16 protein-coding genes are annotated in these 22,321 nt (G+C 37.1%); 8 read left to right on the top strand and 8 right to left on the bottom strand.

Translation table 11 applies throughout. The features are described 5' to 3' along the window. The first annotated feature begins 442 nt into the window (after positions 1-442). The 4 genes from ugpB to WCP76_RS04335 all read left to right on the top strand — a co-directional run bounded on the left by ugpB (position 443) and on the right by WCP76_RS04335 (position 4,661). Positions 443-1,768, top strand: coding sequence for a sn-glycerol-3-phosphate ABC transporter substrate-binding protein UgpB (gene ugpB / locus WCP76_RS04350; RefSeq protein WP_336294459.1), 1,326 nt, complete (start codon positions 443-445; stop codon positions 1,766-1,768). 96 nt (positions 1,769-1,864) lie between these two features. Beyond that, positions 1,865-2,749, top strand: a complete 885-nt coding sequence (gene ugpA / locus WCP76_RS04345) for a sn-glycerol-3-phosphate ABC transporter permease UgpA (RefSeq protein ID WP_336294458.1) — start codon at positions 1,865-1,867, stop codon at positions 2,747-2,749. 11 nt (positions 2,750-2,760) lie between these two features. Then, positions 2,761-3,612, top strand: coding sequence for a sn-glycerol-3-phosphate ABC transporter permease UgpE (ugpE, locus tag WCP76_RS04340; protein ID WP_336294457.1), 852 nt, complete (start codon positions 2,761-2,763; stop codon positions 3,610-3,612). 2 nt (positions 3,613-3,614) lie between these two features. Further along, the gene (locus WCP76_RS04335; protein ID WP_336294456.1) at positions 3,615-4,661 is read left to right on the top strand and encodes a sn-glycerol-3-phosphate import ATP-binding protein UgpC; all 1,047 of its coding nucleotides are present in this window, start codon (positions 3,615-3,617) and stop codon (positions 4,659-4,661) included. A 111-nt stretch (positions 4,662-4,772) separates the two neighbouring features. Here WCP76_RS04335 and WCP76_RS04330 read toward each other — a convergent pair whose 3' ends face one another. The 3 genes from WCP76_RS04330 to WCP76_RS04320 all read right to left on the bottom strand — a co-directional run bounded on the left by WCP76_RS04330 (position 4,773) and on the right by WCP76_RS04320 (position 8,650). After that, positions 4,773-5,495, bottom strand: coding sequence for a glycerophosphodiester phosphodiesterase (locus WCP76_RS04330; protein WP_336294455.1), 723 nt, complete (start codon positions 5,493-5,495; stop codon positions 4,773-4,775). Between the two features lie 177 nt (positions 5,496-5,672). Continuing rightward, positions 5,673-7,229, bottom strand: coding sequence for a glutamine-hydrolyzing GMP synthase (guaA, locus tag WCP76_RS04325; RefSeq protein ID WP_336294527.1), 1,557 nt, complete (start codon positions 7,227-7,229; stop codon positions 5,673-5,675). A gap of 134 nt (positions 7,230-7,363) precedes the next feature. Further along, positions 7,364-8,650 (bottom strand): RsmB/NOP family class I SAM-dependent RNA methyltransferase, encoded by a 1,287-nt coding sequence (locus WCP76_RS04320; protein WP_336294454.1) that lies wholly within the window; start codon positions 8,648-8,650, stop codon positions 7,364-7,366. A 521-nt stretch (positions 8,651-9,171) separates the two neighbouring features. On the opposite strand from WCP76_RS04320, the gene WCP76_RS04315 reads away from it, so the two are divergent. Continuing rightward, positions 9,172-9,321: a hypothetical protein gene (locus WCP76_RS04315; protein ID WP_336294453.1), complete on the top strand. Its 150-nt coding sequence runs from the start codon at positions 9,172-9,174 to the stop codon at positions 9,319-9,321. 157 nt (positions 9,322-9,478) lie between these two features. Here WCP76_RS04315 and guaB read toward each other — a convergent pair whose 3' ends face one another. The 3 genes from guaB to WCP76_RS04300 all read right to left on the bottom strand — a co-directional run bounded on the left by guaB (position 9,479) and on the right by WCP76_RS04300 (position 14,517). Next, positions 9,479-10,978: an IMP dehydrogenase gene (guaB, locus tag WCP76_RS04310; RefSeq protein ID WP_336294452.1), complete on the bottom strand. Its 1,500-nt coding sequence runs from the start codon at positions 10,976-10,978 to the stop codon at positions 9,479-9,481. Positions 10,979-11,134: 156 nt separating this feature from the next. Continuing rightward, positions 11,135-12,706 (bottom strand): phospholipase D family protein, encoded by a 1,572-nt coding sequence (locus WCP76_RS04305; RefSeq protein ID WP_336294526.1) that lies wholly within the window; start codon positions 12,704-12,706, stop codon positions 11,135-11,137. Positions 12,707-13,131: 425 nt separating this feature from the next. Then, complete coding sequence (locus WCP76_RS04300; protein ID WP_336294525.1) at positions 13,132-14,517, bottom strand: sigma-54-dependent transcriptional regulator; 1,386 nt, start codon at positions 14,515-14,517, stop codon at positions 13,132-13,134. A 244-nt stretch (positions 14,518-14,761) separates the two neighbouring features. Here WCP76_RS04300 and omp10 point away from each other — a divergent pair, with 244 nt between their 5' ends. Next, the gene (gene omp10, locus WCP76_RS04295; RefSeq protein ID WP_336294451.1) at positions 14,762-15,121 is read left to right on the top strand and encodes an outer membrane lipoprotein Omp10; all 360 of its coding nucleotides are present in this window, start codon (positions 14,762-14,764) and stop codon (positions 15,119-15,121) included. A gap of 273 nt (positions 15,122-15,394) precedes the next feature. Here omp10 and WCP76_RS04290 read toward each other — a convergent pair whose 3' ends face one another. Beyond that, positions 15,395-16,387, bottom strand: coding sequence for a KpsF/GutQ family sugar-phosphate isomerase (locus WCP76_RS04290; protein ID WP_336294450.1), 993 nt, complete (start codon positions 16,385-16,387; stop codon positions 15,395-15,397). 1,102 nt (positions 16,388-17,489) lie between these two features. Between WCP76_RS04290 and WCP76_RS04285 the strand changes: the two genes are divergently transcribed. Further along, a complete protein-coding gene (locus WCP76_RS04285; RefSeq protein WP_336294449.1) occupies positions 17,490-18,746 on the top strand; it encodes a lytic murein transglycosylase in 1,257 nt (418 codons plus the stop codon). A 15-nt stretch (positions 18,747-18,761) separates the two neighbouring features. Then, complete coding sequence (locus WCP76_RS04280) at positions 18,762-19,817, top strand: SGNH/GDSL hydrolase family protein (protein ID WP_336294448.1); 1,056 nt, start codon at positions 18,762-18,764, stop codon at positions 19,815-19,817. A gap of 154 nt (positions 19,818-19,971) precedes the next feature. Here the strand turns inward: WCP76_RS04280 and WCP76_RS04275 are convergent, their stop codons facing one another. After that, positions 19,972-21,996 (bottom strand): M3 family metallopeptidase, encoded by a 2,025-nt coding sequence (locus WCP76_RS04275; RefSeq protein WP_336294447.1) that lies wholly within the window; start codon positions 21,994-21,996, stop codon positions 19,972-19,974. Between the last annotated feature and the right edge of the window lie 325 nt (positions 21,997-22,321).

Genomic DNA, 22,321 nt, shown 5'->3' with positions numbered 1-22,321 from the left:
AAATAGTCGGCATTTTCAGTTATTTAAAAACAGAAAACTACTAAAAATAAATCTTAAAGACGTTTTAACAAACAATTAGAACTCACATTAGTTGGCTAAAAATTTTGACTTTTTTAAAGAATATTTCTTCTTAACATTTCCGTTATACTCACAAAAAATATGATTTAGCGGGCGTTATTTTAAAACTGTTTTTATCTTTGCCCATATGCTTTGATCATTTAAAGAAATTTAATTTTATCAACCACCTATAGTGACCATATTAACACACGATAGCTATCATAAAGGAAAAACCAATAAATCTAAACAAATTCGTTTGACCTTTTGATGGTTCCTGTTTAAATGAGCCAACATATTTCTGAAACAAAACTGTCATGACATGTTCATTTGTAATACTATAAATCTAGGGGAAATCTGTATTCCATTACTTCAGAAAGGGTGAAGCATGAGTCGTTTTTATCTTTCTATAGCAGCATTTACGGTTGCTATAAGCATGACAACAGCGGGTTTTGCACAAACAGAAATCAGCTTTTGGCATTCTATGAGCGGCGAGCTAGGAAAACAAACTGAAAGCCTGATTAGCAATTTTAATGCCAGTCAATCTAAATACAAAGTTGTTCCTTCATTTCGTGGTGAATATGAAGAAGGCATGGTTTCACTCATTTCTGCGTTTCGTGGAAGAAAACAACCAGTTCTTGCTCAAATCTATGAGATTGGAACTGGAACAATGATGGCAGCAAAAGGTGCGATTTATCCCATTTATCAACTTATGGCTGACGCAAAACAAGAATTCAATCCTTCGGATTATTTGCCTGCTATCAGCGGTTATTACTCCGATATTCAGGGACGAATGCTGTCTATGCCATTTAATGCTTCAACGCCAATTCTTTATTACAATAAAGATATTTTTAAAAAAGCAGGACTTGATCCAGAGCAGGCACCTAAAACATGGAAAGACATAGAAAATTTTTCAAAAAAAATTCTTGAAACTAAAGCAGCAAGCTGTGGCTTTACAATGGCTTATGCGTCTCAATGGATTGGTATAGAAAATTTTTCAGCATTACATAATGTTCCTTTTGGGACGAAAGAAAATGGTTTTAGTGGACTTGATTCAGAGTTAACCTTCAATGGCCCCTTACAAGTACGTATGTGGACAGATCTAAAAAAATGGTCTGATCAAGGTATTTTTCATTACGGAGGTCCGGCTGGAGCATTAGATGCAACGCCAATGTTTATGACGCAAAATTGCGCAATTTTTATACAATCTTCAGGATCTCGTGCAGGAATTCTTTCCGAAGCGCAATTCAATGTTGGGTTTGGTATGCTACCATACTATGATGATGTAGAAGGTGCACCACAGAATTCAATTATTGGTGGTGCTTCTATTTGGGCTTTAAGAGGTCATACTCCTGAAGAATACGCAGGGGCAGCTGCTTTCCTTAAGTATATTTCAAGAGCAGATAATCAAGCTAAATGGCACCAGATTACAGGTTACCTTCCAACAACAATAGCTGCTTACGAATTGAGCAGAAAACAACATTATTACGATAAAAACGTCGGTGCAGATATTGCCATTAAACAGATCACTCTCAATTCACCAACAGCTAACTCAAAGGGTATAAGGTTCGGTAATTTACCACAAATTCGTTCTATTCTTGATCAAGAACTAGAAGCTGTCCTCAGCGGCTCCAAAACGCCAAAAGATGGATTAGATGCAACTGTGAAACGTGGCAATAAACTCTTACGTGAATTTGAAAAAGCCAATCATTAAGATTTCATTATTATAATTAGCTATTTAAAATCTAATAAAACAATTTAGTCCTTTTTGTTCAACTTTCTAAAGTCTCTGTATTTAAAAGCCTTACGAATGCAAGAAAAACACGCGTATTTTAAAAATAAACTAATTGCTTATTGGCTGCTTTTTCCTCAGCTTATTGTGACTTTTTTATTTTTCTTTTGGCCCGCTGCTCAAGCGATAAAATCGTCCTTCGAACGTCAAGATCCTTTTGGATTTACAACAACCTTTATTGGTTTTGAAAACTATGTGGCTGTTCTCTCTGATTCTTCTTACCTTCAATCACTTCTCACAACTGCAATATTTTCCATTTCGGTTACTGTCGTTTCAATGACGATATCACTTCTTTTAGCTGTCTGTGTAGATCGTGTTATCCGTGCAAAAAAAGTCTACACAATGCTATTAATTTGGCCTTATGCCGTTGCTCCTGTATTGGCAGGTATATTATGGTTGTTTATCTTTCACCCAACTATCGGAATTATCCCTTTTCTTCTTGAAAAAATAGGTATTATATGGAATTATCGCATTAAAGGCACTCAAGCGATGATCCTTATTGTGATTGCAGCTAGCTGGAAACAGATCTCCTATAATTTTCTCTTTTTTCTCGCAGGGCTCCAATCTGTTCCACGTTCCCAAATAGAAGCAGCGGCAATTGATGGCGCTGGTCCTTTTAAACGATTTTGGAGCGTGGTTTTTCCGCAAATTTCACCGACTACCTTTTTTCTTCTCATCGTCAATATCCATTATGTTCTGTTTGATACATTTGGTATTATTGATAATATAACCTCTGGAGGCCCTGCTCGTGCAACAAGCGCTCTTGTTTACAAAGTATATGAGGATGGCTTTAAAAACCAATTAATTGGTGCATCAGCAGCACAATCAACAATATTGATGTTAATGGTTATCGTATTAACTTTCATTCAATTTCGCTGGATTGAACGTCGCGTGCAATATTAGGAAGCCAAATTATGGTTGAAAATCGCCCTATTTTGAAATTTCTAACCCACCTTACCCTTATGGTTGGTATTGTTATTATTTTCTTACCGGTTTATGTTGCTATCATTGCATCAACTCACAGTTCAGCAGCATTTAATTCAGGAACGCTTCCTCTTTTACCAGGAAATTCTACGCTAGAGAATTACAAAACAATCTTCGGTGATGGCCTTGTACAGCTCGGTCTTCCTAAGCTGTGGCCACTCTTAATGAATTCCCTCATTATGGCACTTGGTATTAGTATTGGAAAAATTATTATTTCACTCTTTTCTGCTTATGCAATCGTCTATATGCGTTTCCCGTTCCGAAAAACTGCTTTTGCCCTTATATTTATCACCTTGATGCTTCCTGTTGAAGTTCGTATTATTCCAACATATGCAGTCGTTGCTCAGTTAAGCATGATAAATACTTATGGAGGAATGATTATCCCGCTCATTGCATCTGCAACGGCTACATTTTTATTTCGCCAGTTCTTTTTAACTGTCCCCGATGAACTTTTAGAAGCCGCACGTGTTGATGGTGCCGGCCCATTCAAATTTTTCAAAGATATTCTTCTTCCCCTTAGTAAAAGCAATATCGCCGCTTTATTCATCATTATGTTCATTTATGGGTGGGTACAGTATCTCTGGCCTCTTATAGTCACAACTGATCAAAATCATCAAACTATTCTTATTATTTTAAAACAGCTTATTGTTGAATCACTTCAACACGACCCTCAATGGAATCTGCTCATGGCCGTATCTGTCGTTGCTATGGTACCACCGGTTCTTGTTGTTATCTGCATGCAGCGGCTTTTTGTTAAAGGCCTAATTGAAACGGAGAAATAACTGTGGCCATAATCCAGTTATCAAATATAAAAAAACAATATGACAACGGCATTCTAGTCATTGATGGTTTGAATTTAACTGTCACAGATAAGGAACTTCTTGTCCTTGTTGGTCCTTCGGGATGTGGAAAATCAACCCTACTACGCATCATTGCAGGACTTGAACAAGTTACTTCAGGTGAGCTTTATATTGATAATGAGCGTATCAATGAGCGTGAACCAGCTGATCGCGACATTGCTATGGTTTTTCAGAATTATGCACTTTATCCCCATATGACAGTTCGTGGAAACCTAGAATATGGTCTTAAAAATCGAAAAACGCCTAAAGACGAAATAAATAAACGTATCACATATGCTGCAAAACTTTTGCAAATAGAGCCATTTTTAGATCGTAAACCACGACAATTATCAGGAGGACAACGACAGCGTGTTGCAATGGGACGCGTGATTGTGCGCCAACCACGTGTTTTTCTTTTCGATGAACCACTTTCAAATCTTGATGCAAAATTACGTGCTCAAATGTGTCTTGAGATTAAAACACTCCAGCGCTCACTAGGAACAACCAGTCTCTACGTTACCCATGATCAATTGGAAGCTATGACATTAGCCGATAGAATAGTAGTAATGAATAAAGGAGCTATCGAGCAAATTGGAACGCCAATGGAAATTTACGATTGTCCAGCAACAACATTCGTAGCTGATTTTATTGGTTCTCCTCCTATGAACTTTCTTGATCGCCAAATTCTAGAACAGAATTTAGGTTACTCATTCTCTTACAATGAAAAAATTAATCTTTTAGCATTCAGGCCAGAAGTAATCTTGTTGGGAGAATATCCAGATAAAGGACCTGTATTTCACACACAAATTGAACTTATCAAACCTATCGGGACAGGATGCCATGTTTTAACGCGTTGGAATGACACCATTTTTACCATCGAAATAAAAGAACGCCTTACAAACGGTTATGGTAAAAAATTAAGCTTCACTGTCGCTCATCAAAACTTTCATACTTTTAATAAAACTACTGGGAAACGCATAAACAATAAGTAAATAAAATAGGAAACGTGACCTTACAGGAAGTCTCAATAAATATTTCTTACGTCTCCCATTAACTCTATAGTTTTCAGGGAGCGTAGCTTTTTTCTATTATAGGCGTATATCTTATCCTTGTGTACGCAACTGTAAAGCTAAATCAGGCTGATCTGTTGTGATATAATGTACAGGCATGTTCAACCAATGCGATAACCGAGCTTTCCCATTAATTGTCCAAACCCCCACTGTAAAGCCAGCTTCAAGCGCCGCTTCAATGAAATCCTTTGAAACAATAGAGCCATTTAAACTCAGATCAGAATACCCTAATCGTTTCCACTCAGAAAAATAACGGTATATACCATCTTCAAAGCTATCAATACATGGACCAGATGCTATTCCTGCTTCAATAAAGGGACGAAGGCTCGCAGGATCAAAACTGATTGCAGAGACTCGTTTTACTAAATTTCGACTTTTTATTAACGCAAGTGCTTTTTGGGATAAAATCGTTTCACGCTCAACTTCACCACAAGTTTTGATTTCCAGATGCAGTGCAACATTGTTTAGTTCCAAAAGATCAAGCACTTCTTCGAGTAAAGGAGGAGCTTCAGTACTTCCCTTTACACATAGTTGTTTGCGTGTTTCATTATCAATATCGTGAATATATCCTTTTTTTCCAACCAATTGTTCTAAACGAAAATCGTGAAATACGACCACCTCACCGCTTTTAAGAAGATGAACATCGCATTCAATCTCATCAACTCCCAAAGCAATTGCATGACGAAATGCTGAAAGTGTATTTTCAGGATAAAGATTAGCTCCACCGCGATGTGCAACAATTTTTTTCTTAGACATATAAAATTTCACACTTCTCAATCTTAAACCACACTGGTTCGTAAAAATCAGATAACGGTTTTTAAATAATCATAAAAATTATAAAATAATTTCTTTAAAATTGTTTTCTCTGTCTATTCTCCAGAATATCAAAGTTTAAACAATATTCTGTTTTTAAAAGGTTTATACTTGCTTTGGTTATTCCCACTCAATAGTACCAGGCGGTTTTGATGTTACATCATAAACAACACGATTAATACCTCTGACTTCATTAATAATACGTGCTGCTGTTTTGCCTAAAAACTGCATATCATAGGGATAAAAATCAGCGGTCATTCCATCTACAGATGTTACAGCGCGAAGAGCACAAACAAATTCATAAGTACGTCCATCACCCATAACACCAACGGTCTGAACAGGAAGAAGAACAGCAAAAGCCTGCCAAATTTCGTTATAAAGGCCAGCTTTACGGATTTCATCAAGGTAAATAGCATCCGCTTCACGTAAAATTTCTAATTTTTCACGTGTAACTTCCCCTGGGCACCGAATTGCAAGACCGGGGCCTGGAAAAGGATGACGTCCAATAAACTGCTCAGGTAATCCCAACTCTCGCCCTAAACAACGAACCTCATCCTTAAATAACTCACGCAATGGTTCTATAAGTTTCATATTCATCCGTTCTGGCAATCCCCCTACATTATGATGGCTTTTAATTGTTACTGCTTTACCAATAACAGACACACTCTCAATGACATCTGGATAAAGAGTTCCCTGTGCTAAAAATTCTGCACCTCCAATTTTTTTAGTTTCTTCTTCAAAAACCTCAATAAAAAGGCGACCTATCGTTTTACGCTTTTTCTCTGGATCTGTTTCACCTTTCAGAGCACTGAGAAAAAGGTTAGCGGCATTAACATGAATAAGCTCTATATTATAATGATCTTGGAATAATGTAAGAACTTCTTCAGCCTCATTCTTGCGCATCAACCCATGGTCTACAAAAACACAGGTCAGTTGATTTCCTATTGCTTTATGAAGAAGTACAGCCACAACTGATGAATCCACACCACCTGAAAGACCACAAATTACACGACTTTTTCCAACTTTTTGTCTTATCGTAGCAATTGCTTGCTCACGATAAGAAACCATTGACCAATCACCTTTAATACCAGAAATTTTATAAACGAAATTTTGCAAAAGTTTTGTGCCATCCGGTGTATGAACAACTTCAGGATGGAACTGTACTGCATAAAGGCGCCTTTTTTCATCAGCAATAGCAGCAAAGGGAGCACCTTTTGATGTTCCTATTGCACTAAAACCTTCTGGTAAAACTGCCACACAATCACCATGGCTCATCCATACTTGATAACAAGAGCCTTTTTCCCACACACCATCAAAAAGTGCACTCTCTTCTTTTACCTCCAAAAAAGCGCGCCCAAATTCACGTTCATTTCCAACTTTAACTTCTCCACCCAGCTGAACACACATAACTTGTTCGCCATAACAGATACCGAGAACTGGAACACCGATGGCAAAAACTTCCATTGGGGCACGTGGCGAACCATCATCAATGACTGAATAAGGGCTACCTGATAAAATAATCGCTTTAGGTCTTATTCGCTTGATACCTTCTAAAGCTAATTGAAAAGGAACAATTTCGGAGTAAACCCCCATTGCCCGCACACGCCGCGCGATAAGTTGTGTAACTTGTGAACCAAAGTCAATAATAAGAACAGTGTCTGTATGTGATACGCTCATAGGAAACCAACCAATAATTGTAAAAGAAAATAAATGAGATTTATTATTCAATCTTTCTTTTTTCACAAGCCTATTTGCTTGAGAAAAAGGTTATTCTTGGAATAATTTAAGATAAAACATGCAAAAAATATGTATCAATGTCTCTTTTGCAATACAGACAAAAAGAAACCATCTGTTTTTGTTGTCGCTGGTGATAAAGTAAGTCCATAATTTGAAAAGATCGGTTGCACAGGCGAAGAACTAAAGTGTTTCTGCCAAAGTGCACACATATTTATTGGATGAAAATCAGAATGTTGTTGAAGAAAATGGAAAATTTGTCCCTCGTTTTCATCAAAAAAAAGAGAGCATGTAATATACACTAAACGTCCATTCGGTTTAAGATAATTCACAGCCTCATTCAAAATAGCTTTCTGTTCTGTTTGGCGTTGTCTTACTCGTTCTAACGTCAACCGCCACTTCGTATCTGGACGCCGCCGCCATACTCCTGTACCACTACACGGTGCATCTAGCAAAACTATATCCATCTTGCCTACTAACGGCTTTAATTCTTCTACATGCACACGTGGCTGTACATTACAAACACCAGCCCGTCGAAGACGATCAAAAATGGGAGCCAAGCGAACTGTATCTGCATCATACGCATAAATTTGTCCCCGATTATTCATAATAGAAGCTAAGGCCAATGTTTTTCCACCAGCACCAGCACAATAATCCAACACCTGTGTATCCGCTTTAGCTTCCACTAGGTGAGCAACAATCTGAGATCCTAAGTCCTGTATTTCAAAATACCCTTTTTGAAAAGCAGATTCAACTTGAACATTGGGATGACGGCCAAACTTTTCTGTAGGTGCAATCCTTAAGGCTTGCCGAAACCATGACAGAGATTGAGCTTTAGTTTTTACCAATTCTTTAAGCACCTTATCTGGCGTTGCCTTCAAGCTATTCACACGTAAATCCACAGAAGGGCGTGTTGCTAACGCAGCAGCTTCAATAACCCAATTATCGGAAAATAAAGGATACAGATGGGCTTGACACCATTGGGGAATATCACCGCGAATATATTCTGGTGCATTGGCTAATTGTTGTTTCTTCCATGATTGACGCTGCCTAGCCCCTAATAACTTCGGTGCAAATCTATCTCTTTCTAATTCATCATCAATCTGCTCAATTGTCATTTTTCCAATATCTAACAGAGCACCGAAAACAATATCACTAATATCATCACTCTCCATACGCCATTGCAAAGAATAACGCCGTCTTAAAACATCATAAACGATTGTGCCAATTGCTGCACGATCGCTTGCTCCAGCAAAACGATGAGAAAGCCCCCAAGCTTTTAAAATTTCACCTGCAGGGTAATGATGAATTTCTATCTCTTTTAGAATATCTATAGCAGCACATAAACGCCCACCTAAGCGCATTCATTTCTCCCGTTTAAATTTTTATTAAGACTCTAAGCATTTAAGCAAAAAAAATTATCTTTCTCACGAACTAATGGGATTTTCTTAAGACTATAAAAAAAATGTACAATAGCACCTAAATGACTTTAATCACGCTTTTTCGTACCATTTTAAACTCTTCATCCCATCTGTTACCCGTTCAAATTCCTATCACGCCAAAATACACATTCCCAACCTTAATATGGCAAAAAAAGCTATACACTTAAAGTTTCTCTTCCAACATGCACCTGCAAAAATCATCAACCCCTCATTTTACGTAAATTAAATTTTTGTAGCTCTTATCAACAGCACATAACATAAAATATCTCACATCTTGAAAACGTTATCTTACTGAAAATGTAGAAAAGTATTTCTAGCAAAACCAATACACACATCTTATTCCTGATAAAAAATTAACTTTTTAGAAAACGCTTGGAACCACTATTTGGCATGACCGTTTTGAATGTACTGGCCTATGCCAGATAATTTAAAAGGAGAAAATAATGAATACTTACAATAATGGGAAAACAACTTCATCTAAAAGCCGTCACAATACGATGCCCTCAAACAATGGAAAGAAATCCATCCAAAATGATCAGGCTAACACTCGCCAACATACATCCAAAACAGAGCGGAAAACTACAAAAAGTTAATTCCCTTAACTTTATATAACCCACCGAAAGAATTGGAATATCAACCTCCAATTCTTTCTTTTTTAGGGCTATTACACAAAATCACAAAGAGAATAATCTCCTTATATTTTCTCAAAAGATTTTTATGTAGTGTAATACAATTCTAGACTCTTATCCATCAAACAGGACCACGATAATTTGGACTCTCTCGTGTGATAGCAACATCATGTGTATGGCTTTCATGGAGTCCGGCATTTGTTATACGAACAAATGTTGCTTTTTCACGAAATTCTGCTAAATCTTTTGCTCCAACATATCCCATTGAAGCACGTAATCCACCAGCAAGTTGGTGTAGAACCGATGCTATGGGGCCTTTGTAAGCTACTTGACCCTCCACACCTTCAGGTACCAACTTGAGCTCATCACGCACTTCATCCTGAAAGTAGCGATCTGCTGATCCTCGCGCCATAGCACCAACGGATCCCATACCGCGATAGGCTTTAAAAGACCTCCCTTGATAAAGATAAACCTCACCAGGACTTTCATCTGTACCTGCTAAAAGAGAACCAATCATAGCAGCACAAGCTCCACCGGCTAAAGCTTTAGCGAAATCACCTGAAGCTTTAATTCCACCATCAGCAATAACAGGAATACGCGCTTTTTCAGCAACTTCTACAGCATTCATAATGGCTGCAAGCTGAGGAACACCGACACCAGCAACAATTCGTGTTGTACAAATAGAGCCAGGACCAATACCGACCTTTACCGCATCTGCACCACTATCAATTAACGCCTGCGTTGCTTGAGATGTTGCTACGTTACCAGCAATAATAGCTGGAGAAAACGCCATTTTTTTAATGCGCTCAACAGTTTCTAAAACACGTTGAGAATGTCCATGAGCTGTATCAATCACAAGTACATCAACTCCTGCGTCAATTAATCGTTCAGCCCGTTCGATCCCATCATTTCCCACACTACTAGCAGCTGCAACACGCAAACGGCCTTGAGAATCTTTAGCGGAATTTGGATTTAATTGTGCTTTTTCAATATCCTTAACCGTTATCAAACCAACACAACGATTTTGTGCATCTACAACTAATAATTTTTCAATACGATGATTATGTAAAAGATATTTTGCTTCATTGAGTTGGACATTTTCCCGCACTGTAATCAAATTTTCATGTGTCATTAATTCATAAATTTTTTGTTTTGGATCCGACGCAAAACGCACATCTCTATTGGTTAAAATGCCAACGAGCCGTCCAGCAGTCTCACCTTTAGCACCACTTTCCACAACAGGAATACCAGAGATACCATATGAGCGCATCAAAGTTTTTGCTTCTTCAAGTGTTGCACCTGGTCCAATTGTTACTGGATTAACAACCATACCAGATTCAAATTTTTTCACCTGACGAACTTCTTCAGCTTGCTCTACAGGAGACATATTGCGGTGAATCACACCAAGGCCACCTGCTTGAGCCATAGCAATAGCCAAACGCGATTCTGTCACAGTATCCATTGCAGCAGAAAGTAATGGTAAATTTAGCTTAATATCAGCTGCAATACGCGTTCTAAGATCTACTTGGCTAGGCATAACAAGAGAATGACCAGGCTGTAAAAGCACATCATCAAAAGTCAGTGCCAATGCACCTGTCTGCGTTTCAACAATTTTTGCCATAACCAAATTCCCTTTATAACAAATATAACAAAACACCGCGAGTAGCTTTAAATACACTGCGGCTCTCATACGTTGTGGATGGACAAAAAATTATGCCACGCTACAAACAAAATGAAAAGAAAAATAAAAAATTTCTTGATACATAATCAATTATATCTACAACTGCGATTCAATAGGTAACCAACTTATTATTTTAGTAAACGTACGACGCCAAAAATTGCTTTCTGGCTCAGAATTAACACTATAAAGCTTTTTGTTTTCAATAAAATCCCAATAAATGCGGTTATTTTCACCAAGACGAAGATTATAACTCATTTCACCTGTCGTTGCTTCAGAAAAAAGCAAATCCAACCTTGCTGCAATTGGTGCACATTCAAAAAGAATACCCATTTCCGTATTCAATGCAGCCGACCTAGGATCAAAGTTTAAAGATCCAATAAAAGCAGTTTTACGATCAACTAAAAAAGCTTTAGCATGTAAACTTGCTTTACTTGATCGAAACAATCGCAATCCGTGGGCGTTCCCGTCTGGTTTTAACTCATAAAGTTTAACTCCACTTTTCAATAAAGGCTTACGATACGGTACATAACCACCATGGACAAGCGCCACATCTGTAGCCGCCAAGGAATTTGTAAGAATTTTAACCTCAACACCTTTGGAAACCAAGTGACTAAAATTCTGCATACCTACCTTACCAGGAACAAAATAAGGCGATGTAATCTGAACCGTTTTTTGAGCATCTCCAATAACCCGTGAGAGTGCCTTCATGAGCCAATTACTAGATTTTTTGCGCAACGCTTTTTCTGGAGGATCAGAAAGAACAACAACTTTATCGGCTAGAAACAATCGCTTTCCTGTCTGGATAAAATAATCAAAATTAATATGCTCCTTTACATAATCTAAATAAACTTTCGCAACCTTGGAATCACGAAATTTTCGCAATTTATCCTTCCAATAACCAAGATCACCTGCGCTTTTAGGAACAACCAAGGTATGAATTGGTAACACTACAGCGCTATTCCAAAAGTCATCAAAGATACTTTCCACCTTCTTAACTGAGGGACCGATTAACATCAAATCTAAATCTTGAAAATGTGATTCTTCACCAGCGTCAAAATAAGAATCAGCAAGATTACGCCCTCCTACACACGCTATCCGGCCATCTACAATAAAAGCTTTATTATGCATTCTGCGCGTTACAGTAATTGCACGCAATATAATTTCTAAACCACGACGTAAACCACCCTTACGTGATAACCCCGGATTAAACATTCTTACTTCAATATTGGGATGTTTATCTAGTGCAATATAAGCTGGGTCACGTGCTTGAGCATTAATATCATCTAAAAGTAGACGCACCCGAACGCCACGATCAGCTGCTTCTACTATTTCACTTAATAATAAACGCCCCGTTAAATCATCATCCCAAATATAATACATGAGATCAAGACTACGCCCAGCCTGTGCTGCTGCTATCGCGCGAACACAAAACGCATCTAAATTACTTATAATGAGTGAAAGAGCATCTTTATCAACCCCCAACCCATCTGTTTTTTCTGCCAATTGATTTACTATACGATCAAACTTGGTTTCATCTTTCTTAATAGCCAAGGCATAGGAGCACTCTCCCCTAGAACTTTTCACAAAACGTCCATATGCGTAAATCGTTAACGTAGATGCAACAAAAAAAAATATAATAAAACCGATAACAATCTGTAATAGAGTCAAAGAAGATAAACTTTCTATTTTTAAGCCACCGTACACCATAAATACGAAGCACAACATATAAAACAATAATATTATCTTAATCGTGCAACATGTAAAATGCCACCTCTTGCTTAAGAGAATATAAACTCAAAATCAATGATCTAAAATGCCAGCTTTATTTCTAAAAAGCGTAAACGCTATCTCTCATTTTAAATGACGCTAAGCTTAGCTAAAGTCATGAAAACTGAAACAAGAGAAAGAGAACTGAAAATGATCCCATCAAATAAAATCAAGACTCATTGGGTTTACAAAATCACCCTCAATACTCAAGCTCAACAATAAAAAACACTTTTTTTAAAAGCTAAAATAACTTCACTGTCTTTACCAAAAACGTTAATTTGTTTCTGGAAATCATATCTCTCGCGGATGGAAACTTATCGTAGATCTCACTTGCCTTCTTGGTTTTTTATCGTTTTCAATTCCTCTATTTTTCGATAAAGCGTAGAGCGACCAATACGAAGACGACGAGCGATCTCACTCATATGTCCCTTGTAATGTTTAATCGCTTTCTCAATAATATCACGTTCCATCTCTGCAAAAGTACGTACATGTCCATCAGTACCCAAAAACTGTACTGATTCTCGTTCATAACTTTCTTGCATATTACTTTCAATGATATTAGGAACTCTCATTAAGGAATTTCCCATTAATTGGGGAAAGTCCCGAACAGTAAGCAATGGTCCCTCACTGAGTAAGATTGCACGAAATAAAAAATTTTCAAGTTCATTTCTATTACCAGGCCAATCGTACTGCATAAGCAATGAAAGAGCTGACCCTGCTAAGCCATGTACATGGGATCGCCCTGTTTCCGTAATAATGCGGTCAATCAAACGTTGCGTAAGTTCTGGAAAATCATCCCTCAATTCTCGCAAAGTAGGAACGCTAATAGACAATTGTGAAAACTGTTCGAACAAACTGTGCAAAAAAAAGTCCTCTTTGACCAGATCTTTTAATCGTGACGTTGAAATAGCAATGATCCGAAAAGGAAAAACTTTTCCCTTTGCATTTTTTTCTCTTTCTCTGAGGTAATGAGCGAAGCGTTTTTGCTGTATAGGCTCGAGTCGATCAACATCACAAAGGCAAAGTGTCCCCTTTTCAAAAGAAGAAACAAGTGGTAGAAATTCTTGAAACCATTGTCGATTTTCTTCTTCTGGATCAGAAATAGCTGAACATTGGAAGCGAACAAAAGCTCCTTGAGATAACAAACCCTCATGATGAATAATGCGGGCTAATGTTTCGCGACCAGTTCCAACTTCACCTTCTATCAAAAGATTCTGCAAAGATGCCGTTGCTCTCCTTGATTGTTCCAGAACTATCTGCATTGCCTTACTTTTGATACAAAGATCAGAAAATCGCAAATGATTCTCATTTTTTCGTCGAATATAACGAACCTCACGCTCCAATGCGGAAATAAGGGAAACAGTATCCAAAGTGACTCTCAACCGTAGTGAAGTAACTGGATGAATCCAATAATCAATAGCTCCAGCTGTTAAAGCCTTTTGCAATAAATCTTGATTTTCTTGTTGTGCTATCACAACAATAGGGACAGCAACCCCAGCAACTCTAATCATTTTAATCAAGTCACCCACACTCAAATCACTCATAACAACATCAAGGAGTGCTAGCATTATGTTTTTACGTCTGTGTAAAAGATCAATCGTACGGAGTCCATTTTCTGCTTCAATGACACGGTAACCAAAACCTCGGAGCGTAGCAGAAAGCTCTATACGCCTTCCATAATCTTCACTCGCAACAAGAATGGGGCCAACCATAATTTTAATAATCTCCTTTGAGACTACTAAACGGCTTAATGTAAAAATTGTTGTCAACCATAAGAAATATTTTACCTCTTGTGTTTTATCTACAAACTTCATTAAGCTGTTAATTAAATACAACATTAAGGCATTTTTTTCCATTTTTTTGCTTTTTCATTGATTTTCATCAAAATTTTCATATTGACTCATCTAGTAATTTAACAAATTTATACTAGCTAGAAAGATAATTAGAGTGAAATAAATGAAACACATCTGCCGTATTTTATGTATTACAATCATCGCTTTTCTATTAGAAGCCTGTGGCTTTTCACAACATTACGGACAGAATATGCCGGCAGGAATTAATGGTAAATGGGTTGATGAGAGTGGTATTATTTCTTCTTTCCACAATGGTGTTTTTGAAACGCATGCAGCAGATACAAATGAAAAACTATCAGAAGGCACCTATAATTATGTCAGTGCTCAACACGTAGAAATTGAAATGCGCTCCTTTCTCCGTGGAACAGTATCCCGAGTAAGTTGTATGATATCAGATGATGCAAAAAAACTCCTCTGCATATCACACACAGGATCACAATTCTCTCTTAAGAGAAAATCTTAAATAAAATAAACGCTAAATTTCCGTTAGACATATTATGAGCACACACATAACAGGAGGTGATAATTTCTCCTCCTGATAAAGATTTCCTATAAAATAAATAAAGACACTGAATATACTCCTCTGCTAGAGGAATTTGTAAACACAACAGCGTGTGTAAAGCCATTATCTTCCCCACCATATCAATACAATTGTTACACAAAAAAATTCTGTCTGCTTATGTTTGAATCTGTTTTTATTTTAAAATAAAACTTTATGTGATATGGATACTTCAATCTATAAAATACCAATACGCAAAAGATCATGAAAATGAACAATGCCCACTGGTTTCTTATCCTCCACAACGAAAAAAGCACCAATATGGTGATCATGAATAAAAGCTGTTGCCGCACCAACTAATGTATTTGGCGCAACAACCTTAGGTTTTTTTGTCATCACCTCATCAACATTAAATTTGGATAAATTAAAGTGAATTTTGCGCGCAAGGTCACCATCAGTCACAATCCCGATTAATTCACCTTTCTGACTCACAACTCCAACACAACCAAAGTGTTTTTCAACCAAAACATGCATAGCTTCAGCCATGGGTGTACCCTGCACAACCAAGGGAATACGATCACCCCGATGCATAATATCACGTACATATTTAAGGCTTGCACCAAGAGAACCACCAGGATGATAAGTTTTAAAATCCGTTGCAGTAAAGCCACGCATTTCTAAAAGAGAAACAGCTAATGCATCTCCCATCGCCAATTGCATAATTGTTGAAGTGGTCGGCGCAAGCCCGTGGGGACAAGCCTCTTCTATCTTTGGCAATAATAGTACAATATCAGCTTGTCGCCCTAATGCAGAGTTTGCACCCGATGTCATAGCAATAAGCGGGGTGTGAAAACGCGCAGCATGATTGATAATACCACTAAATTCCAAGGTTTCACCTGACCATGACAATGCAAGAATAACATTATCAGATCCAATCATACCAAGATCCCCATGATTGGCTTCTGCAGCGTGAACAAAAAATGCCGGTGTCCCCGTTGAAGCTAAGGTTGCAGCAATTTTAGTACCTATATGACCGCTCTTCCCAAGACCAGTAATCACTACATGACCACGAGCATTTTTAATGGTTTGAATAGCAGCTTCAAAAGAAGAAGAAAGACTTCCAAGAAGGGCTGTTTCAAGGGCCTCAAGCCCTTGCTTTTCACTTGCAAATGTTTTAAGCGCCGATGCAACAGCGCCCTGCAAAACCATATGGGGAGACCGTATTGTCATAATCAAATTTGATAAATTAAATTTAAAAAGAGGTCTATACTATTTTTTAATTTTAATAGTTTTTAGTAAATTTTTTAATGAAGCAAAATTAGCTTTAAAACCACAACCAAAAGTAAACTCCTCTAAATGGAAACAAAAGAATCCTTCTTATTTGAAGGCAGCACCACAACATCTGTTAACTGAAGTTCATTTCCTACTCCTTATTCTTTATTGTAGAATACAGCGCCCATTGATGGAAAGATTCAAAAGCGTTATTCTTTTGATTTGTCACTCTACCACTTTGAAAATTTTAAAATCGTTTTCAATTTGCTTTCCTTTTCCAACAATACCGTAAATACACTTTTTTAGGATCGTACTCCTGAAAATCCTGAACTACCATAATATTGCCTCCACAATTTTTTTCATAAAGATTGATCATCTTAGAAAGGGGCTCTTTTTACGTTCATCAACATATCGGAAAATAAAAAAGCGCAAGCGTCCTCTACAACTCATGCATGCGCACACCAAAGAGCATATCCTAGCCCTAAAGGTACTTGCTACATGAAAAAATTGTGCCCGGAGAAAGCAGTAAATCGTCCAAATGCTTAAAGTTTTTCTTTTTTATAGAAGTCAGTAAGAGTTTTATGTAATTCAACTTATGCATCATAAATAATCCTTAATTAGTGCTTTATTGCATTCAGTAATAAAAACAAAATGGTCAATACCAGTTTCACGTACCTCAGCTACAAAACAATAGTTAATATACTTATCAACAACAGTCAGAATTGCTTTTAAAGTTGTTTTTTTCTGAAAGAAAACGTATACAAAAACCAGCAACGGGAAATAACAGTTTCTGAATTTTATGCACTCTCATTTTCCTAATTAATTTCCTAAGTTTCTAACAGCATTTAACTTATGTTTTCGCTAAATGGTAAAAAAGATACCTTATTGTTTTTATGACCATTATTAATGGACATGAAAGAGTTCCAAGACTATGATAGTTTATTGAGAATATCCCTTCAAAATAAATCATCTATTTGAACCTTTATCATTTACTCAACAACACCAAATATAAAATGAAGCTATAGCGTAAAAAGTACTTGAATATTAATGGGAATTAAAAATGCAAAGAACAGAATCTAAAACTTTCTCTTCTCCAAAAAAGGCAATAAATCAGAAAACTTTTATCATAGGTTTAACAACTTTCCTTTATGCTTTTTTTATGTTTTTTGCATCATTTTCACATGCCGATAATGGTTTTATGCTCTGGATTGAAGAATTTAAAAAAACAGCTCTAGCCAACAATATTTCCCCCTCTACCTTTGATATGGCTTTCAAAACTGTTAACACAATTGATCCAGAGGTCTTAAAAAGAGCCACACACCAACCAGAGTTTGTCACTCCTTCGTGGAATTATTTTGATAATCGTGTCCATGACATAGCCGTTGTGGAGGGACAACAGCAAGCCAAAAAATGGGAAAAATGGCTTCCTCAAATTGAAAAATATTTTAGCGTTAACCGCAATATTTTGCTCGCTATTTGGTCAATGGAAAGTAATTATGGAAAAATTTTAGCAAATAAAAGTGTAATGCGTGATACTATTCGATCACTTGCAACCCTAGCCTATGCCGATACAAAACGCGCAAAATATGCGCGCGCACAACTGATTGCTGCCATGAAAATTCTTCAAAGTGGTGAAATTAAGCGCTCTCAACTTACTGGATCGTGGGCTGGTGCATTAGGACATACACAATTTATTCCAAGCAGTTACCTTGCCTATGCTGTTGACATGGATGGAGATGGGAAACGTGATATCTGGAATTCTATTCCAGATGCCCTCGCAACTGCTGCTAATCTTCTCCACATGAATGGTTGGCAATCTAATCTCCCTTGGGGAATAGAAGTTAAATTACCACAAAAGGAAAATCTTCCAGAAGGCTGGTATTCCTTCGAACAATGGAAAAAATTAGGTGTAAAATACGCAAATGGACATCCTCTTCCTGCATCATCTGAACAAGCAATATTGAAATATCCAGATGGATCAAAAGGGCCCGTATTCTTAGTAACAAAAAACTTCTTTGTTCTTAAACGTTATAATAATGCAGATCGCTACGCTTTTGCTGTTGGCCTTCTCGCCAACCGCATTGCTGGATATCCTGGATTGGTCCAAGATTGGCAACGGCCATCTCAACCCCTTACTTTGCAAGAATCTAAAGAACTGCAATCTCGCTTAACTGCACTTGGCTATTATAAAGGAAAAGTTGATGGTAAAATCGGCACAGCCTCTCGAAAGGCTATTAAAGCTTTTCAACTGAACCATAGCTTAAAAGCAAATGGATATCCAACCCATGCAGTTCTTTCTATTTTGCGAAAACAATAATCTGGAGTACAGCACTTGCCCTATCTCCGCCTTATGTACTTGATCTTTATACTTTCCCCTATCCTTGCTGTAAGTGTCATACAACCATCTCAAAGCAAAGAAGCAAATTTTTTCAAATGGTTATTCCAACATATAAAACACGAACAACAACCGCAAATTATAGAGCAAAAAATATACCAATCTCCCCCAAAAATCATAACACAGAAACCCGTAAAAAAACAAAAAGAGGAAAGTGCAAAACGCATTCTTATTTTAGGAGACTTTGTAGCCTCTACCATCGCTGATGCTCTCAAATTTTTTTTTATAGATAACAGTGGGATTGTCATCATAAATAATACAATGCCAGATTCTGGCTTGGTCCGGACTGATTATTATTCTTGGGAAAATAATATTTCTGAACTCATCGATAAAAATAAACCTGACGTCATCGCCATAATGGTAGGGGCAAACGATAATCAGCCAATCACAAATCCTAATAATATAGTAGACGCAAATCATCCAGAATGGATACATATCTACAAACAAAGAATTACCAGCATTGCTAAAAACCTTCATGCTTCTAGAAAACCATGGATATGGATAGGCCAGCCTATATTTAAAGATATTAAGTTAACACAAAAAATGAAAATCTTTAACCAGCTTTATAAGGATATAACAGAAGCAGAAGGAGGATATTTTATCGATACTTGGGATGGCTTCATTGATGAACAAGGTCAGTTTTCTTTTTCAGGTTATGGTACAAATGGAAAATTTGTTAGATTACGTACTCATGATGGAATTAACTTTACTTCTGAAGGAAAGAAGAAACTTTCTTCTTATTTAGAAAAAAAACTGGAAAATATTTTAAACTTTCACGCATTAACTCATGAAAATCTTTTAACCAATGGAAACACTCTAAATCTTATGCAACAAACACAGGATACTAAACGTCACTCCCCAATGAGCCTCGATGACATGGCAAAACAAAATACTGCTTTACTCAACAAAATAGATCCAAACCTCATACAAAGATCATGGTCTTCACCAAATGGGCATCAAAAAGACCGCGCTGATAATTTTTCTTTCCCATAAGATCTTTTTAAAACATAGAATTTAATTTTTCCACGAACAAGAAGCTAATAAAATAAAAGAGTTCTGTTAAAATAACCTAATGGAGCGAGCTTTCCCAGAGAGCTCACCCGTGAAACAATATAACGGTATGGATCATACTTATACCGTTTCACTCCTATAAACCACGTTTTTGAATCATCGCTTCTGGTGAAGGAAACCGCCCTCGAAAGGCTTTATAAAGCTCTTCTGGATCACAACTTCCTCCAGCAGAATAGATAAAACGCTTTAAGCGATCAGCAACCTCTGCATTAAAAACATCATTTGTTTCTTCAAAAGCCTGAAAAGCATCAGCATCAAGCACTTCTGACCACATATAAGAGTAGTAACCAGCAGCATAATCATCTCCTGAAAACACATGCATAAAATGTGGAGGACGATGACGCATAATAATTGCGTCAGGCATTTGCAACTTTTCTAATTCCTGGGATTCAAACACTGTTGGATCAACTACCGTTTTGCCTTTATGAAAAGCCATATCCACTAGAGCTGATGAAATAAACTCAACCGCAGAAAAACCAGCATTAAATTTCTGTGCTGATAAAACTTTATCTATCAACTCTTGTGGCATCGGAAGCCCTGTTTTGATGTGCGTAGCGTAAGACTTTAATATTTCAGGTACGGTTAACCAATGTTCATAAAGTTGAGAAGGAAGTTCAACAAAGTCGCGTGAAACCGACGTTCCTGCTACAGATGGCCATGTTACATCAGAAAGTAAACCATGCAATGCATGCCCAAATTCATGAAAAAGCGTCCGCGCATCTTCAATTGATAAAAGAGAGACCTCCCCTTTTGGCGGTTTAGCAAAATTACAAATATTATAGATAATGGGTGTTTGTCCACCATCCAATTTATGCTGCGATTGTAAGTTGCTCATCCACGCACCAGAACGTTTTGAAGAACGCGCAAAATAATCACCTATAAAATGCCCCAGAAGGCTTCCATCAGGCTTCTTTACTTCCCACAAACGTGCATCAGGATGCCAAAGCGCAACACCCTTTTTTTCTTCAAATGAAATTCCAAAGAGCCTTTTTGCCACGCCAAAAGCTGCTTCAATAATACGATCAAGCTGAAAATAATACTTAATTTCGGATCCGTTGAAAGAAAGTTTTTCAGCACGCAATTTTTCAGCATAATAACGCCAATCCCAAGCTGCTAAAAATTCATTGCTTCCATGACAGTTTGCAAAATTTTGCAATTCGACTTGTTCGCTAGCGGCCTTAGCTCTTGCCTGTTCCCATACAGGCATAAGCAAACTCATAACCGCATCAACACTTTTTGCCATAGTGTTATCAAGTTTTAAATCTGCAAAGGATTTATAACCCAGCAATTTAGCCTTCTCATCTCGAAGTGCAACAATCTCTACAATAATTTCTCGATTATCATTATCGTTGTTATTTTCTCCACGTTTAGACCACGCTTGGAATGCTATTTCACGCAAATCACGGCGATGAGAAAATTTTAAAAATGGTTCAACAACTGAGCGTGCCAATGTTAATGCATAGATTTTTTCATTCCCCTTTTCTCGAGCAATTTCCTTCATCGAAGCAATAAGATCATCAGGCAAGCCAGATAAATCTTTCTGTTCTAAAAATAGAGCCCACTCAGCTTCATCTTTTAAAACATTCTGACCAAAAATAGCACTTAAAAAAGCAAGCTTTTCATTAATTTCAACAAGCCGTTTCTTACCGTTTTCATCAAGTTTTGCACCATTACAAACGAACTTTTTCCACCATAATTCAATGACACGCGTTGTTTGACTATCATACATACCTCGTTGCGACTGTTTATAGAGCACTTCTATTTTTGCAAATATTCGCGCATCCATCATAATCTTTGAAAAATAACGAGAAAGCTTTACAACAAATTCTTGTTCTAATTGCTGAATCAACGCATTACTATGAGCACCGGAACGTAAAAAAAATATCGAACATACGCGATCAAGCGCCTTACCAGAAAGCTCAAAAGCCTTCAAAAAATTCTCAATCGTTGGCGCATCTTGCACTGTTGCAATCGTCTCTACTTCTTCTTCTGCTTCTTTAAGGGCACATTCAAAAGCGGCTCTAAAATCTTTATCCCTTATTAAAGAAAAATCAGGAAGCCCAGAAAATCCAGCCCAGTCCAACACCGCTGTTTTCGTCATGATACTCTCTATCTCCCTTAATACATTTAATTTAATATGTAACAACTGTCTTTAAGATACAAACCGATAATATCGTAAAATTTATTAATGTGCTTCAAGATAGCTTTTCAAACCTTCTATATTTGTAGAAGAATAAAGGATATTTTAAATGATAGATCAACAGAAATAAAAATCCCTACATATCCGTCTCATGAAATTGTTTATAACATGTAATATATCCTTGACTTTATTTTAAATATTAACAATTGAAAATATAGGTGGGAGAGTTTTTTTCTTAAATCTTCTATAGCTTTTGTTTTATCCTATCCATAGATCTGAATTTACA

The sequence above is a fragment of the Bartonella vaga genome, assembly GCF_037070895.1.
Taxonomy (GTDB): domain Bacteria; phylum Pseudomonadota; class Alphaproteobacteria; order Rhizobiales; family Rhizobiaceae; genus Bartonella.
The sequence above is the reverse complement of the archived record's forward strand: the minus strand, read 5'-3'. Positions and strand labels throughout refer to the sequence as shown.

What these genes read in the sequence shown, in the direction of transcription:
- ugpB (WP_336294459.1), top strand. Translation starts at nt 443, where the DNA reads ATGAGTCGTTTTTATCTTTCTATAGCAGCATTTACGGTTGCTATAAGC.
- ugpA (WP_336294458.1), top strand. Translation starts at nt 1,865, where the DNA reads ATGCAAGAAAAACACGCGTATTTTAAAAATAAACTAATTGCTTATTGG.
- ugpE (WP_336294457.1), top strand. Translation starts at nt 2,761, where the DNA reads ATGGTTGAAAATCGCCCTATTTTGAAATTTCTAACCCACCTTACCCTT.
- WCP76_RS04330 (WP_336294455.1), bottom strand. Translation starts at nt 5,495, where the DNA reads ATGTCTAAGAAAAAAATTGTTGCACATCGCGGTGGAGCTAATCTTTAT.
- guaA (WP_336294527.1), bottom strand. Translation starts at nt 7,229, where the DNA reads ATGAGCGTATCACATACAGACACTGTTCTTATTATTGACTTTGGTTCA.
- WCP76_RS04320 (WP_336294454.1), bottom strand. Translation starts at nt 8,650, where the DNA reads ATGCGCTTAGGTGGGCGTTTATGTGCTGCTATAGATATTCTAAAAGAG.
- WCP76_RS04315 (WP_336294453.1), top strand. Translation starts at nt 9,172, where the DNA reads ATGAATACTTACAATAATGGGAAAACAACTTCATCTAAAAGCCGTCAC.
- guaB (WP_336294452.1), bottom strand. Translation starts at nt 10,978, where the DNA reads ATGGCAAAAATTGTTGAAACGCAGACAGGTGCATTGGCACTGACTTTT.
- WCP76_RS04300 (WP_336294525.1), bottom strand. Translation starts at nt 14,517, where the DNA reads ATGGTTGGCCCCATTCTTGTTGCGAGTGAAGATTATGGAAGGCGTATA.
- omp10 (WP_336294451.1), top strand. Translation starts at nt 14,762, where the DNA reads ATGAAACACATCTGCCGTATTTTATGTATTACAATCATCGCTTTTCTA.
- WCP76_RS04290 (WP_336294450.1), bottom strand. Translation starts at nt 16,387, where the DNA reads ATGACAATACGGTCTCCCCATATGGTTTTGCAGGGCGCTGTTGCATCG.
- WCP76_RS04285 (WP_336294449.1), top strand. Translation starts at nt 17,490, where the DNA reads ATGCAAAGAACAGAATCTAAAACTTTCTCTTCTCCAAAAAAGGCAATA.
- WCP76_RS04275 (WP_336294447.1), bottom strand. Translation starts at nt 21,996, where the DNA reads ATGACGAAAACAGCGGTGTTGGACTGGGCTGGATTTTCTGGGCTTCCT.